We start from the raw sequence: 15048 nt of genomic DNA on the forward strand, positions 1-15048 counted from the left end.
TTATTCGAAAGAGCCTACTACGAATTGTAGGTTCGTCTTTCCCCGGAAAGTGTTTTCTTCCAATTGTCCCCAAAGATCCAAGCTTCCTTTTTCTCGAAGCGCTCTAGAAAATTCTTCCGCCTTATTCCATACGATGCATTGGATGGAGTCCGATGCGGCTAAAATTTTAAAGCGTGCGTGTTTTCCGTCGGAAAGCGGACGATAGGATAGGATCCTCGCTTCTCGAACGGAGATAAGAGGAGAAGGGTTTTCCTGACCGAAAGGTTCGAAGATTCCTATCTGTTCGTAGATCTCTTCTTTTAAGTCCTGGGCTCTTAGGCTTACGATGCTTCGGGAATCCTCCGCACTATCCCTGGACTTTTCCTCTCTGAGCCAAGCGTCCGCTTCTTGAAAAAGAATCTCCGCGAGACTGGGAATCTGATCCAGCGCTAAGGAAAATCCTCCTGCTTCCTTATGGCCCCCGAATTGGTGAAAGATATTCTCCGCTTTTTTGAGAAGATTTAAAACGTTTTCTCCTCCATAAGCTCTAACGCTTCCTTTCGCATGGCCATGGTCGGGAGCGATGAAGATGACGGGGCGTTTGTATTGCTCTACGAGTTTTGTGGCTACGATTCCCGATACTCCCGGTTCGAAATCCGGTTCGTAGCAGAATAGAATGGATCTTTCCGTTCTTTCCCGCTTTCTTTTCAGAAAACCTTCCACGCGGAATAGATTGCGTTTTGTTCTCTCTCTTCTTTCTTCGTTTAATTTGAGTAAGTCGGATGCCAAAACCTCCGCTTCCGACTCAGAGGACGAAAGAAGAAGCTTTAACGCAGCTTCGGTTTTTTGCATTCTTCCGGCCGCGTTCAGTGCCGGGCCTATGCTCCAGCCCAGATCCCGGGAGAGAACCTTCTTCTTGTCCAAATCCAATTGGATTAGAAGTCGAGTGAGTCCGGGGCGGTGCTTGTATTCTCCCGTTTTGATTTTTTGCAGAGTCCTACATCCTTCCTGAACGATGATACGGTTTTCTCCCTGTAAGGGCATCATGTCCGTGATGGTTCCGATGGAAGCTAGATCCAAAGTGCGAAGTACCTCGTCCCAAACCGCAGGATAGGAGGAAAGTTGAGAATAGAATACTTCTCTTTCGGGAAATTCGGTTTTCGAGACGTTCGGCCAATCCTGGATTGCGCCGGAATAGTATTTCTCCGCCTCGGATCTGTCTCCCCGAAATAAACGGACTCCTTTTCGAACAAGGGTCCCACTAAAGAAAGATTCTCCGTCCGGAATCCAAATAACTAGATTCGATTCTTCTAATGTACTATAAAGCCATGCGGTGATTAGTTTCCAGGCAAGGACGGAGGTGCAGATTTTTTGCGTGGGATACTCGGAATCGCTTCTTTTAGGTGATACTAATTTGCAGGAAGATGGGATCCTATCCGGAATTTCATGGTGGTCCAGAACGATGACTTGCATTCCTTCCCGGTTCAATTCTTCGATTTCTGCGGAATTGCTTGTTCCGAAATCCAATGTGACGAGTAGGTCCGGTTTGACCTCTCTCACATATTTCATCGCAGGAGCGCAGAGTCCGTAATCTTCTTCGCTGGAAGTTTTTACGGTGAGTTTTCCCGTATGGACTCCTTTTAAGAAAGTTGCAAGTAGGCTCGTGGAACAGACCCCGTCGCTGTCCCTGTCTCCATAGAGAAGAATGGATCTCTCTTCTTGGACCGCATTTCTCAGGATTCGGACCGCTTCTTCCATATCCGGAAGTAAGAAGGGAGAGGGAAGTTCCTTTAGATTCTGGGACAAGATCCTAGAATCCTTTTTAGAGGCCCCGAATCGGAGCCCGAATATATGGGACTGTAGGGCGGTTAGGCCCTGGATATTAGAAGGAGGAAGTGTGTGGAATTCCGGACCGTGTTGGGGCATATTACATGATGCAATTTCCGCTGAATTTGGCCCCCGATTCTATCTCTAAATCCGGAGTGCGAACGTCTCCGACCAATTTCCCGGTTTTGCGAACGGAGATTTTTTGGGAAGCGTTGATATTGCCTCTTAGGTCTCCTTCGATCTCCAGGCTTCCGGTTTCTATATCCGCCTCGACCCGGCCAGTCTCTCCCACGACCAGGGTGCCTGTGGTTTCGATGGTTCCTTTGAATTGACCCTTGATCTTAAGAGCATTATTAAAACGGAGTTTACCTCGGAATTGGATATCTTCTCCGATGATGGTGTCGATGGATTCTTCGCTCATGCCTCTCCTATTTTCGAGGCCGATCCTCCTCTTTCAAATGTTTTTCCCGACATAAAATCCTTTTTTTGGGAGAAGTGCATAAAATCTCCCTTCCACCACCCTTCACCCTAAGCTACTCCCGAGGAGTGCCCCGAAGGGGTGTATCGAGGGAGGTCAGAATGCTGCGACTAAAATAGTCTCTATCTCGTTTTTAGGAAGATCGCGGGGAAGAGAATCCAAGAAAGGAAAAGAAGAGGCAAGGCTTGCGATTCCCGGTAGGTCGATTTTACGCACCTCGTATTCGGAAAGCCTTTGGGGGATTTTCAATTCTATATAAATCTTACGAATTCCTTCCACAGCCTTGATGGCGGCTTCAATCACGGAAATATTCGTGATATCCTCGTCCAAAGCCTTTGCGATCATCACGTACTTACCTGCGGAGGAGGTCAGGTTGTATTCCATTACATGGGGGAGAAGAATGGACATTGCCTGGAAGACGTCCAGATTCGTGAGATTGGAGGCGGCAAGAGATAGAGCGTAGCAAAGTCCCAAGGAACTGGAAGAATGGGACATGCCTACGAGTAGACTCGCTCCGAAGATCGCATTCTTATATTGCAGGTTTTTAGGATCCCGGATCGCGGGCACCAGGTTCTTGTAAATGATTTCTATGGCGCGTAACGCAGAGGAGTTCGTTAGCTCGTTGGAATATTTGGAAAGAATACTGTCCACGGCTGCGGCTAAAATTCCCACCCCCACTTTTGCTACGTCTGCCGAAGTCATAAAAGCGCTGATCTTAGCGTCTGCGATCACCATCTCCGGAAAAAGAAGTTCATGACTGAAATAACGCACCGTCCTGTCCTCGTCCAGATAGATCGTGGAAGTAGGGGAGCATTCCAGTCCCATGACAGGATGAGTCGGGATAAGAATCAGAGGCACCGGTTTTTTTAAGCGAAGGGATTTCTTGGAAACGAAAACGTCCTCGGCGAAATAATCGTTGGATGTAAGAAGAGCGACTAACTTGGCGGTGTTCAAGCTCTCGTAGGAACCATAGCCTATGATGCAATTCGCGTTGGAGATTCTCGCGAAATAAGCTGCGGTATCCAATTCTTTGAGAGTAGGTTCCTTCTCGATATTATCGTAGAGGATCACTCCGTCTATATGCTTTTCCAGAGATGTTTTGATAATGGAGAATTCGTCCATATTCTCCAGCTCGTTTTGAGTGGAGAGAATGACCGCGCGATTTCCTATATTCTTAACGAAATTGCCCATCTTGAAACCGCAATCGGCTTCGAAGTGAATCTTGGTGGGAAAACTGAAATTGATCCAATCAGGGAGTATCGGCATTAGAGCTGGTCTCCCTTTCGTATTTGGATTGAGAGGAGGAGAAAAGAAAACCCGGAACCAAGGGAAAAAATTCCGGGCTTTGTTTACGGATTAACGGCCTAAGAAGGACTCGGCTACGCGATCTGCCACGGCATTCAGAATTTCCGGGCTGAGATTATCGTAATCGCCGTTCTTAAGCTTCTCTTTTACCTCTTTGAGCTTAGCGGATCTTTCCGAATCCACCGGGCTCGCTACGATCTTTTGAGCGATCGTTTGCACTTCCGCTTGGAGACGGGCTTCCGAAGCTTTTTGCTTGGCCGTATCCGAAATGGAAATATTATCGAATGATTCCTTGGTCTCGTTTTTGCGTACAGGAGTCGTCTTACGAGGTTCGTAAGATCCTCCACCTATGCCGCCGATTTTATCGATAGTCATTGGTTTTCCCTCTCACTCCAAAGTATCGGTATCCCCGACACGTCCGTTAAGCATTTTTTTAGGATTTGCGTAGAATAATACGACAAATTCTCCCTTTTCCGCGAATTTAAGTGATTCTAAGGGGGTATCGGGGGAGATTTTTAGGATTTCTTCATGGATTTTGGTGAGTTCCCGGCCGAGTAGGATCGGGGCCTCCGGGAAGATTTCTCGGACAGCCGAAAGGGTATCCTTGATCCTATGCACCGATTCAAAGACGGTGATCGGTCCTTGGAATTCTTCCCATTCCTTCAGCTGATTCCTTTTCTTCCCCTTCTTTTCGGATAAAAAACCTAAAAAGACGGAAGGATGGGTCTGCCAACCGGAGACGGAGAGCATGGAGGTGAGAGCGCTCGCTCCCGGAACAGGTACTACTGGAATATTCTCTTCTCTTAGGATACGCACAAGCTGAGAGCCCGGATCCGATACTCCCGGGGTTCCCGCATCCGAAACCAAGGCAAGCGTTCCCCCGTTTTTGAGTTCTTGGATAATCGCCGCAAAGGGTTGGGAAGAATGGTCCTTATACAAGGTTCTTGCGGTGGTTTGGATTCCGTAGGTTTGGAAAAGGCGTCTACTGTGCTGGGAATTTTCACAGTATATGATATCCGATTGTTTTAAGACTTCGAGGGCCCGAAGAGTGATGTCTTCCAAATTACCTATGGGTGTCGCAACAACATAAGCGGCTCCCGGCTTGATCTTAAACTTGGATTCTCCTTCCGGAGTCATAGATTACAGCCGGGAGGAGATTGGCCGGTAGGGCAGGCGCAACCGGTGGCCGCCACTCCCTTTGTACAAGGATTGCATACGGTTCCGACAGGACAGAGGGCCTGGGTCGCAGCGGAACAACTTGCGGTTGTGCAAGCGGAAGGATTACAGCTTGTATCCGAGGCGCAATGATCGGGATAAATGGAACTGCAGCGAGTTACAGGCGCCGACATATTGGATGTGATTCCAGTATTGAGCAAGGCTCGTAAAGTGAATGTATACACTTCGCATTTTTGGAACATCTGCACGGGAGAATAAGGTTGGTAGTTCACGATCGTTCTACTGACCGTATTCGCGGTAGACGCTTCTACTGCGAGCTGGGGAAAGGAGGGTTGTACGCCGTTTTCTAGATATAGATTGGAGCTAGTTGTCGTTTCTCCGGCGGAAGGAATTGCGAATGTAATATATAAATTATATCCTACGAATTGGGGTTCGAGATTCGTAACGTAATATTTCAAACCGTATTCGGGTCTATGGTCGGTCCAATTATCGTACATGGCAGTGATACTGAAAATTTGAGGGACTGCGACGGGAGTAATAAACACAAAGGGGGATTGAGTGACTTCGGTATTCGTCCCGCATCCTCCTAAAAGAAGAAAAAACAGAGTAAAAAGGATTCTCTTGCCTCGGGTTTTTAGGTTGCTTAGTTCCCGGGCGAGAAAGATTCTATTTTTACAACCCACAAGGATAGAATTCCTCCTTGGAGCGGTCTTACAACTAAAAAACTAGAGGTCCTCATTCGTGATCAGCGTGCGTAAACTTCTATTCATTGCGGGGATCGTTATTGTCTTATTCGCCTCCCTTCCCTTTCTTTTTTGGACGGACGACGAAAAATCGGAAGTAGATGCAAAAAGAAGCGAGGCGGACGCACTTGCGGGACTCTTCGGGGGAGGATCCGGATCTTCTTCTTCCAATTCTTCCGGAAGGGGAAGCGCGGGCAAATCCCTATTCGAGTCGGATTTTTTCAATGCGGGTAAGGGAGAATACAGAGAGCCGGAGCAGGCGGCAGGGGGCAACCAAGAGAATAAGCCCCAGGACGCTGCGGATTCGGATAATCCCGTCAATCCTCAAACCGGAAAGCCTTATACCAACGAGGAGATGGATCGTTTCCAACAATTGAAAGAACGTTTCCCGAATAACTCCCTTCTTCCTACTAAATTGAGTCCTGCCGAAAAAGAGCAAAAGAAACAGTTGGAACAAAGAGTTTCCGAGGCGACTCGAGCCGTGCTTTCTAGAACCGCTTCCAAGGAACAAGTCGTAACCTATTACGATTTTATGGAAAAGCAATCCAAGGACAGATTGGAAATCGTAAAGTATCTGGTGGATATCCAGAAGGGATCCGGAGATCCCGAGCAGGAAAAGAAATTGGAAACCATCCAGCAGACGATGATCCAGCAATTAGAACAGGTGCAAAAGGATAAGCAGAGAGCCTACGAACAAGCTGGCTTGTAAAATTTTTAAAAAGTAAGCTCGCTCAAAATCGGAAAACGGAAACTGGATTTGGGATCCAATCCGTATTCGTCCAGATGAAAAGAGGGAGGGAGCCTTTCTCTTTTCCATTGGCTGGCGGCAAATAGCCGGACGAATTTTTTCTTACCTTCTTCGGCTTGGTTCCGGTCCGGCCATTCTCCGGATTCTAAAAGATCATCCGGCTTTTTCCCTAAGAACACGAAGTTTCTTTCCAGTTTTTGTAATAGAGGGTAAGGCATTAGATCCTTCTCGTCTTCCTGCTTTTCAGAGAGGGGTTTTAGTTCCGCACTCGGTTTGGATTCCAAGATTCCGGACAAGGCCTTGACTCGGGGAAGAATCGGATCCTTTCCTTCGTATACGTTCTTTAACCAGAGTAGTAGGAATTCCTTACTTACTCCTGTCAAGGGTGCGACCGAGCCGGAGGAATCTCCGTCCATGGTGGTATATCCGACGCTCGCCTCGCTTCTGTTTCCCGTGGAGAGAAGCAAATGTCCGTTCAGATTCGCCAAAAGCCAAATAAGAGGGGAGCGCACTCTCGCCTGTATGTTTTGCAATGCAAGATTATGGTCTTTCCAATTCGGAACGAAACCTTTCACGGAGGATATTTTCTCTATCATGGATTCCACTTCCTTATCGATTCCGATAGAAGCATGAGAAAAACCTAATTCTTTTGCGAGTTCCTCCGCGGAATTCTTGGTATGGTCCGAGTTATTTTCCGTTCCTTGGAATAGAGTGAATAGCGCGCTTTTGCGATCTATTCCTAAGGAATCCAGATACTTATCGCCTCTTTCGGAATCCGAGGCGATTACCGCGGCTTTCACCAGAAGAGCGCAGGCGGCACTATCCGCTCCTCCGGAAAGAGAAAGCGTGTATCCCTTGGTCTTGGATTTTCGAAGATAATCGAATAGGCCTAAAGAGACCGCACGAGTGAAATCGGCAAACTGATCGTCCGTTTTTCGGATTTCCGCAGGATTAGAAATTTTCACCGATTCTTTCCGGAGAAGGGGAGATAGTTCGATTCTCTGCAGTCCTTTTCCTCCGGACCGGAATTCCCTGGTTCCGGAAGAACGGAAATGGCGGGAACGACTGCTTCGTAAAAGAGTCGGATCCAGATCCAGATGAGTATATTCGGAATCCGTAAAATGGAGTCTTTTCCCTTCGGTTAGGACTTTCCCGTCCAATACTCCCAGGCAACCCCCTTCGAAGATCAAACGTCCGGATTCGTTTCCGTTCAGATTCGCATATAAAAGTGCGGAGGAGGAATTGCGGGACGATTCGGAGAACATTTTTCTACGTGTCTCTTGTTTTCCCAAGGCGAAATGGGAGGCGCCCGGGGATAGGATCAGATCCGCACCCGCCTCGATTAGAAACTGTCCCGGTCTGGTTTGCACCCAGGAATCTTCGCAGATTTCGATTCCGAAATTGAAATCCGGACTTTCGAATAAAAGAGAGCCGAAAGGAAGTTCGGATCCGTCCGGAGTGATTGCGTAGTTTCTCGCCTCCTCTCCTTTGGCAAACCATCTATTTTCGTAATGTACTCCCGTTTGGGCCAGATTCTGCTTAGGAACGAGTCCCAGGATTTTTCCGTTTTGCAGAACTGCGGCCACGTTGAATAGATAGGGACTCTGAAAAAAGGGAAGGCCTAGGATTACTGTTTTTCCGGAGCTATGTTTTGCGATCTCAAGGAGACTTTTCCAAGCCGTCTCCCAAACCCAGGGAAAATAAAAGGAATCTTCGCAACCGTAACCGGAGATACATAGTTCGGGAAATAGGATAAGAGAGGAATCCTCACAATTCTTTAGAGCGGAAAGGATTCTTTCCCGGTTTCCTTGGAAGTCCAGGGGAGTCGTATGTAGGCTCACGGCAGTGCAGCGATAGGATGACATTTTGTTCCTAATCTAACCGCAGGTAATTGTTAGAAAAGAAGAATTTTCCCCTCGATACAATCGCTACGCGATCACTCGGGAACCGCCCCTCTACTGCGATCACTCGGGAACCGTTCCTGTACTGCATGAACTCGGGAACCGTTCCTGTACTGCGTGAACTCGGGAATTGCCTCGCAATCATACGAATTGCGAAGTGGGTCTCGAGTGATTCTCGCAAAGCGAGAATTGTATCGAGAAGCGAAAAGTTTCCGTTTAAACTAACTCGGAGTAGATCCTTTCCGCGGCTCCTCTACCTGTTTCCAAAAATTCCCGATTGATTTTTCGGATTGCTTCCTTTTTATCCTCGCTCATGCCCAAAACGGCAAGGACTTCCTCTAAAGTTCGGATTACAAAAAGCCCTCCTCTTTTTTGGAGTTCCGTCGCCTCCGGCGCGTGGTGGATCCTCGGACCGGTAAGTAAGGGGAGTCCGAAGTAAGCGGGTTCTAAAACGTTATGCACTCTGTTATGAAGAGCTCCTCCCACATAGGCGAAATCCGCGGCTCGGTAGGCGTGAGCTAAAATCCCGAGGACATCGAATAGAATCACCTTGGACCGATTCTTAGAGAAAGGTGAAGAAGAATATAGAGAGAAGTCGGAAGTATATCCTAAAATAGCGGAACTTAAGAGACGAATTCTTTGAGGATCCGTCTTATGCGGGAAGATCCAGAATCCTGTGTCTTGCAATCTAGGATCCTTCAGTAAAGGAAGCAAAAGATCCTCACAAGGTTTGTATGTGGAAGCGAGTAGGAAGATTCTTTTGAAGGGATATTCTTCCGGTCTTAGGAATTCTCTTCCTCCCGATTCTATTTTTTGGATCACGGAATCGAATCGGGAATCACCTAAGGTCTTGATAAAAGAATCGGATCCTAATAATTTCCGGAACTTTTCCTCTCCTGATGAATGAGAAGTGAGTATCTTATCGAATAGGGAAAAGACGGCCCTATAAAATCTCTTCTTTAAAAATCCCTTAGGCTCCGTGATTACTGCGGAGGCAAGTACGGTTTGGATATTTCTTTTCTTTGCGGCGAGGAGTAGATTCGGCCACCTATCCCAGGCCATGAGAATCAAAACTTTAGGTCTGAATTTATCCAAGATCCAATCGTAAGCGCCCGGAAAATCCAGAGGAAGTCTGAATTTAAGATCCGCAGGAAAGGCTTCCAAGCTGGAGTCTCGGACGGAATCCGAGAATGCGCTTTGGAGTAAGAATGTATCCGGTTCTCTTTTTCTATAGACCTGTGCTAAGGCCTTGCATTGGTCTAGCTCTCCTACGGAAGCCGCGTGCAACCAAACCGCTTTTCTTCCTTCCGCAGTAAAGGCGTAGTTTCGGATCCTTTTCTTGTCTTCGATTCTTGTTCTAAGAAAATTCCGAAAGGAGGGGAGAAGAAGGTACAAAACCCCAATCCAAGGCCAAAGAAGGATCGTCAAAATTCGATAGATAATCAACATAGTGGTATGAGATCTCCGCTCTTCGTCTTCGATTTAATGGACACCTTGATCAAAGATCCGTTCCATTTGGCCTTGGGCAAACTGATTCCCAGAGATCAGTGGGAAGCATTTAAGAACGGCCGAGAAAGGCAAGCCTTCTTGGATTTCGAAATGGGAAGAATCGAAGAAGAGGAATTTTTTCGCAGATTCTATCTGGACTCGCATAAGGACCAAGGTCTTCCGAGCCCTCAGGATCTGAAGGCGCAGATGTTCTCCCGGATAGAGCCCATTCCCGAAACCTTTGAAATCGTAAAAAAACTGAAGGAAAAGGGTTTCTCCGTCGTACTTGCCAGCAATTACTCCGTATGGTACAAGGAAGTCCTGAAATCTCCGGAAGTGGGGGAGCTCCTACATTCTTTAAACTCGATGTATTTTTCCTGTGAGATGGGAGTCCGAAAACCGGCCCAGGAATATTACCAATGGATAGAGACGGATTATCCGGAGAGGGAATACGTTTTTATAGATGATAACGCCACTAATGTGGAAGTCGCGGGTTATATGAATTGGAACAGTTTCCGGTTCAATCCTAAGAATCCCGAAGAACTGAGGGAGTTTCTCACAGAGCAGTACCCCAATTGTCTTTGATCTCCGCTCCCGGATAGGCTTCTTCTCTGCTATCTATCAGGATTCCGAAGCGATCCATGTAAAAGAAGAATTCTCCCTTAGGCTGGAAAGGATTGGGTTTGATCCGGATGGACTGCACTTCCAAAGGAAAACGTAAAGACTGATTTAGACGGATATTTTTGGCAGGAACGGATAATTTAGCTTCTATCCTTTTCCAACCGTCGAATTTCAAATCGCCCAATTCAAGTACGATCTCTTTGGATCTTCTTTGTTTGAATACGATTTCTAATACCACGTTATGATTGGAAGAATAGGCCCAAAAAAAGACTCGGATCGGAATCCCTATCGGCAATCGGATGGGCTCTTTGGGTCGGATCTCCAAATGCTCGTGCTTCGGATTCTCGAAGAATGTTTGGACCATCATGGATCTATATTCTTCCGAAGGCGAGGCCTTGTACAATTCCCGCTCTTTCAGGAAGGCGGGAGAATTCGGTACTTGCGAAATATAATCTATGCGATTTAAGAAGGAGACTCCCCGGTAAACCTCCCAGGGTCTTTCTCCTTCGAAGGAGTCCACGAGAAAAAGATTGTAATGCTTCCAATCACCGAGTACTTTTTCCAATTGCTGGACTCTGGAGGCTTCGTCTTGGTCTCTTGTGACGGGGGGAGCCCAGCCTTTTTGGGGAAAAAGTAAGGTTAGAAATAGACAGACTCGGATAGAAAGTCGGAAACCCACCCTAGTTCTTTCGGTAGTTTTCGTCGTTTCCCTGAGGGGAAGGGGGTTTTTTGCCCAATTTGGGGGTCGGGAAAGCCGATATTTATAAAGGTATTTTATGAACCGGGATATTCTCAAAATCCTACTTGGCGGACTTCTGATTCTTCTCTTGGGAATCTTAGGGATCTATATCTTCTTAAAAGGAGACCAGATTTCCGGTTGGATCAAGCAAAGACAAGGTAGCCAGGTGGAAGAAAGCTCTTCCAAAGAAAGGGAGATCGTGTCCATGGACAAGGTCCCCAACGGTGGAGGAGAATTCCCCTCCAATCAAAATTTCGATTCGGAGCCTAAGAATAAGGAACTTCCTTCGGAACCTTCTTCTCAACCTTTGCCAAAGACCGACTATGAGATGCCTGGACTCGGCCAAGAAAAGAAGGAATCCAAATCCGTCCGTAATTCCGAGAAATCCGAAACTAAAGAGACTACTACCGGATCGGATTCTTCCATCCAACAAAGAGAGGAGCTTCGCGAGCCCAAGACTCGAGTGAAGGAAGATAAAATAGAATACGACGATATTCCTAAATACAAGAAGACCAAATCGTCTCGGAAATCCAAACTGTATAAGTCCAAGAAAAGAAGAAGTTCCGACGCTCGTCTGAATTCCTTGGAAAGAAGGGTGGTTCGATTGGAAAAGAAATTAGGAATGAAATCGACCAAGGCCGCTCCGTCTAAAAAGAAGAAGCTTCCTCTATCCAAGAGAGTGGAGATCCTGGAGAAGGAAGTCTCCGGATTGAAGAAAAAAAGACAGACTGAATAGTTTCGTTCCGAAGTTTCGAAAAACTGTGGGAGTCTCAGAAAATTATCATTCCATAATGCAAGAGATCGAATCCTTATCTCCGGTTAGGATTCCTATCCTAATCGCGGTCTCTAAGTTCCAGCCTCAGTCCAAGGTGAAAGAAGGCCTGGCCGGAGGAATTCGCCATTTCGGGGAGAATCGGGTCCAAGAAGGATTGGAGAAATTCAAGGATCTGGGAGAATCGGGAAAAGATTTCTTCCTACATCATATAGGGCCCGTGCAATCGGCACATATCAGAAAATACCCGGGAATGTTTTCTTTTGCCCACGGAGTGGGTTCTCTCAAAACTTTAGAGGAACTGATCTCAAGGATGGAAAAGGATCGTTGGCATCTGCGTTATTTCCTGCAAGCGAATCTAACCGATGAGGATTCCAAATCCGGATTTTCCGGGAAGGAACTCCTAGAAATTTTAGGTCGGTCTTCCCAATATTCGGGAGAATTCTGCCGGCTGGAAGGTCTGATGGGAATGGGTCCTAGTTCCGGAGAGCCGAAAGAAACCAGAAGAGTGTTCCGGGAACTCTCGGAGATCCGAGAGGAGTTCCTACCTTCCGGAAAATTGTCCATGGGAATGTCCGGGGATTATAGAATAGCCTTGGAAGAAGGGACCGATTATCTTAGAATCGGAAGCGCAATATTCGGAGAAAGATCATGAAATACAAGACCATAGGAATCGTAGGCTGCGGAAACATGGGCGGGGCCATTTATAAATCCTTGAAGTCCAGAAAAGTTCCTGTGATCGGATTCGATCCGTACCTGGATCCCAAGAAAACCAAAGGAATAGAGTTGGAGACGGATTGGAAGAAATTCCAGAAGGCTGCGGATCTAATTATACTCGCTGTGAAGCCGGGGGAAATCACGAAAACCTTGGAATCTTTGGACGGCCCTAAGGATTTTCTATCCGTGGCTGCAGGAATTCCTACATCCACCATGAGAAAGTCCGCGCCCACAGGATCCAGACTGGTCCGGATCATGCCCAATCTTCCTATTTTAGTGGGAGAAGGGGCCCTTGGATACTTCGGAGATTCCGAATTGTATGAGAGTCTAAGAGAAATCTTCTCTCCGATCTCTTATTGCTTGGAGCTTGCAAACGAATCCTTATTGGATGCAGTCACGGGACTTTCCGGCTCGGGACCCGCATACGTACTTCGCTTTATACAGAGTCTAGCAGAAGGTGGAGTCGCTTCCGGAATCGCTTATACGCAAGCGCTGGAACTTGCACTCCAAACCGTATTGGGAACTGCGACGCTATTGCAAAGAGAATTGGATAAGAATGCGGACATGCATCCCGAGCTTTTGAAGAATCGAGTCACTTCTCCCGGAGGTACTACGATCGCCGGTTTGGAAGAATTGGAAAAAAATCAGTTCGCATTTGCGGTACTATCCGCAGTAAAACGTGCGACGGAAAGATCTAAAGAGTTGGGAAATAAGTAGAAAGGATTACCTTAGACGAGTAGAAATTCTTTTTTCAGTAAGATAAAAGGAAAAAGTAAGAAATCGTAGCTTTTATACGTCTCTTTGTCTACTTTTGGGGATAATGATTTACGAAAGACACTCTAGCGCGGACAGGATTCGAACCTGTGACCTTTGGGTTATGAGCCCAACGAGCTACCGGCTGCTCCACCGCGCGGCGTCTAGAACCATGATTCCTTAGCCCAGGCTTAAAGTCAAATGAAAAATTAAAAAGAGTTTGATTTCCCCGAGGAAAGCTTTTTGATGCTATAACCCTCGTGCGGATCGACTTCAGGAAATAGATCGATAGTCCGTTTAACTAGGATCGGATTTTGCGAAATGAGTATCTTTTCAACTAAGGACTGGGAGATTCGAACTTGATCGGAAAAGACAATGATCCATTAATGATCGAGTATTATGAGAAGAAGATCTACGATCAGAAACAGCTGCTCGAGATCAGCAAAGCTCTTAATTCCACATTAGATTATAAGTATCTAATAGATGCTATTTTAAATATTTGTTTAGCTCAGCTTCAAACCTTGAGCGCAGCTATCTTCTTGGCGCCGGAAGCGGACTCGAATTATTTCGAATTGGAGCCTAGCTTCAAAGGTTTCGATCTAGCGGAAGACGATTCCGGATTCAAAATCAAGACGGATGCGCCCCTAATCACATTCCTGGAGACCAAATTAAAGGCGATGACTCCCGACCAGGTCGAAGAGGCTATGGGTCTTAGTCCAGAGCTGGAATTCCTGAGACGGATCGGGGGAGATTTGATCATTCCTCTTAACGCAAAGGGAAAAGTAAACGGTCTACTTCTTCTGGGAGAAAAGATCACCATGGGAGAATGGATGGAGGAGGACAGGGACTTCTTGACCACTCTTTCCACTCTCGCAGGAATCGCAGTGGAAAATTCCAGACTCTATGAGCTTGCCACGGTGGATATGATGACCGGACTCAAGGTGCATCATTATTTCCAAACGAAACTCAAGGAAGAGATGGAACGCTGCCGCAAAAAGAGAACCAATTTGGCTCTGCTCTTTACCGATGTGGACAATTTTAAGAAATTCAACGATACCCACGGCCACCAAGCGGGGGATCAGGTTCTGATAGAGGTTGCAAGACAGCTCATCCAATGCGCGGGCAAGCATGATATTGCCGCCCGCTATGGTGGAGAGGAATTCTGCCTCGTCATGCCCGGAGCGGATTTGAAACGCGGTTTTGAGATGGGGGAACGTCTACGTAAGGCGGTGGAGTCCAGTTCCATTCCTAATCCTAACGGAGGGCCGGATTTCAAGGTGACCCTATCCATAGGAGTCTCGGAATTTTGGGCGAGCGACAGAAACAATAAGGATCTGATCGAAAGGGCGGATAAGGCTCTTTATGAGGCAAAACATTCGGGCAAAAACCGGACTGTATCCTTCGAAATTCCTGTTAGAAATTAAAAAACCGCACCCATTTTAGGGGAAATCGAGCTTATCCGTTTTTCCGTTCCTGCCGAAAGGATAGTCATGGAAAAACATCTTGAGCTGGACCATTATTATATAAGCCAGATCGACGAGGCCGAACTGGGTAAACGGATCCGTAACCGGGCTTTGGGACGGGAAGAGTTCGATTTTTCCCCTTATTCCTGCTTTATCGAATATAAAGCCAAGGACGCATCAACAGGTATCGAATACAGGGATTGCGTGATCGATTATACCCGCTGCCCGAATTCTCGCTGTATCAAAAAGCTAATCTGAAAATTTCCGGACTCCCGAAGAATTTCGGGGATCCGGCCGAATTCCTCCGAAAAAGGATCGATTTTGTCGGATCCTTTTCC

At 46.9% G+C, this 15048-nt stretch carries 16 protein-coding genes and 1 tRNA gene; 7 read left to right on the top strand and 10 right to left on the bottom strand.

The features are described 5' to 3' along the window. The 6 genes from recJ to LEP1GSC061_RS00685 form a co-directional block, all read right to left on the bottom strand. Window positions 1-1905, bottom strand: coding sequence for a single-stranded-DNA-specific exonuclease RecJ (gene recJ, locus LEP1GSC061_RS00660; RefSeq protein WP_016543360.1), 1905 nt, complete (start codon window positions 1903-1905; stop codon window positions 1-3). A 1-nt stretch (window position 1906) separates the two neighbouring features. Continuing rightward, complete coding sequence (locus tag LEP1GSC061_RS00665) at window positions 1907-2227, bottom strand: bactofilin family protein (protein WP_016543958.1); 321 nt, start codon at window positions 2225-2227, stop codon at window positions 1907-1909. 153 nt (window positions 2228-2380) lie between these two features. After that, the gene (locus tag LEP1GSC061_RS00670) at window positions 2381-3550 is read right to left on the bottom strand and encodes an iron-containing alcohol dehydrogenase (RefSeq protein WP_016543874.1); all 1170 of its coding nucleotides are present in this window, start codon (window positions 3548-3550) and stop codon (window positions 2381-2383) included. Between the two features lie 90 nt (window positions 3551-3640). Beyond that, window positions 3641-3964, bottom strand: a complete 324-nt coding sequence (locus LEP1GSC061_RS00675) for a flagellar biosynthesis anti-sigma factor FlgM (protein ID WP_016543917.1) — start codon at window positions 3962-3964, stop codon at window positions 3641-3643. Between the two features lie 12 nt (window positions 3965-3976). Then, window positions 3977-4726: a 16S rRNA (cytidine(1402)-2'-O)-methyltransferase gene (gene rsmI / locus LEP1GSC061_RS00680; RefSeq protein ID WP_016543742.1), complete on the bottom strand. Its 750-nt coding sequence runs from the start codon at window positions 4724-4726 to the stop codon at window positions 3977-3979. After that, window positions 4723-5382 (bottom strand): LIC11073 family putative lipoprotein, encoded by a 660-nt coding sequence (locus LEP1GSC061_RS00685; protein ID WP_040507846.1) that lies wholly within the window; start codon window positions 5380-5382, stop codon window positions 4723-4725. The genes rsmI and LEP1GSC061_RS00685 overlap by 4 nt, the downstream gene beginning before the upstream one ends. Before the next feature lie 124 nt (window positions 5383-5506). Here LEP1GSC061_RS00685 and LEP1GSC061_RS00690 point away from each other — a divergent pair, with 124 nt between their 5' ends. Beyond that, window positions 5507-6217, top strand: a complete 711-nt coding sequence (locus LEP1GSC061_RS00690; protein ID WP_016543407.1) for an LIC_20245 family lipoprotein — start codon at window positions 5507-5509, stop codon at window positions 6215-6217. 5 nt (window positions 6218-6222) lie between these two features. Here LEP1GSC061_RS00690 and nadE read toward each other — a convergent pair whose 3' ends face one another. Next, the gene (nadE, locus tag LEP1GSC061_RS00695; protein ID WP_016543465.1) at window positions 6223-8121 is read right to left on the bottom strand and encodes an NAD(+) synthase; all 1899 of its coding nucleotides are present in this window, start codon (window positions 8119-8121) and stop codon (window positions 6223-6225) included. A gap of 252 nt (window positions 8122-8373) precedes the next feature. Continuing rightward, entirely contained in the window at window positions 8374-9606 is a 1233-nt protein-coding gene (locus LEP1GSC061_RS00700) for a 3-deoxy-D-manno-octulosonic acid transferase (RefSeq protein WP_016543580.1), read from the bottom strand. Window positions 9607-9612: 6 nt separating this feature from the next. On the opposite strand from LEP1GSC061_RS00700, the gene LEP1GSC061_RS00705 reads away from it, so the two are divergent. Continuing rightward, entirely contained in the window at window positions 9613-10230 is a 618-nt protein-coding gene (locus LEP1GSC061_RS00705; protein WP_016543731.1) for an HAD family hydrolase, read from the top strand. Here LEP1GSC061_RS00705 and LEP1GSC061_RS00710 read toward each other — a convergent pair. Next, the gene (locus tag LEP1GSC061_RS00710) at window positions 10202-10927 is read right to left on the bottom strand and encodes a flagellar filament outer layer protein FlaA (protein WP_135701571.1); all 726 of its coding nucleotides are present in this window, start codon (window positions 10925-10927) and stop codon (window positions 10202-10204) included. The two genes, LEP1GSC061_RS00705 and LEP1GSC061_RS00710, sit on opposite strands and share 29 nt — an antisense overlap. A 115-nt stretch (window positions 10928-11042) precedes the next feature. Between LEP1GSC061_RS00710 and LEP1GSC061_RS00715 the strand changes: the two genes are divergently transcribed. From LEP1GSC061_RS00715 to proC, 3 genes are read left to right on the top strand one after another with little or no spacing between them, the layout of a single operon-like run. After that, a complete protein-coding gene (locus tag LEP1GSC061_RS00715; RefSeq protein WP_016543877.1) occupies window positions 11043-11741 on the top strand; it encodes a hypothetical protein in 699 nt (232 codons plus the stop codon). Between the two features lie 25 nt (window positions 11742-11766). Beyond that, on the top strand, window positions 11767-12432 hold the full coding sequence (locus LEP1GSC061_RS00720) for a YggS family pyridoxal phosphate-dependent enzyme (RefSeq protein WP_040507511.1): 666 nt from the start codon (window positions 11767-11769) through the stop codon (window positions 12430-12432). Beyond that, entirely contained in the window at window positions 12429-13211 is a 783-nt protein-coding gene (gene proC / locus LEP1GSC061_RS00725) for a pyrroline-5-carboxylate reductase (RefSeq protein ID WP_016544086.1), read from the top strand. The genes LEP1GSC061_RS00720 and proC overlap by 4 nt, the downstream gene beginning before the upstream one ends. A 123-nt stretch (window positions 13212-13334) precedes the next feature. Here the strand turns inward: proC and LEP1GSC061_RS00730 are convergent. Then, a tRNA-Met gene (locus tag LEP1GSC061_RS00730) sits at window positions 13335-13407 on the bottom strand. A 199-nt stretch (window positions 13408-13606) separates the two neighbouring features. On the opposite strand from LEP1GSC061_RS00730, the gene LEP1GSC061_RS00735 reads away from it, so the two are divergent. Beyond that, window positions 13607-14671 carry a sensor domain-containing diguanylate cyclase gene (locus LEP1GSC061_RS00735; protein WP_016544070.1) on the top strand — a complete coding sequence of 355 codons (1065 nt, stop codon included), beginning with the start codon at window positions 13607-13609 and terminating at the stop codon, window positions 14669-14671. A 66-nt stretch (window positions 14672-14737) separates the two neighbouring features. Continuing rightward, entirely contained in the window at window positions 14738-14968 is a 231-nt protein-coding gene (locus LEP1GSC061_RS00740) for a hypothetical protein (RefSeq protein WP_016544052.1), read from the top strand. Window positions 14969-15048: the final 80 nt, after the last annotated feature.

The organism is Leptospira wolffii serovar Khorat str. Khorat-H2 (assembly GCF_000306115.2).
Classification (GTDB): Bacteria; Spirochaetota; Leptospiria; order Leptospirales; family Leptospiraceae; genus Leptospira_B; species Leptospira_B wolffii.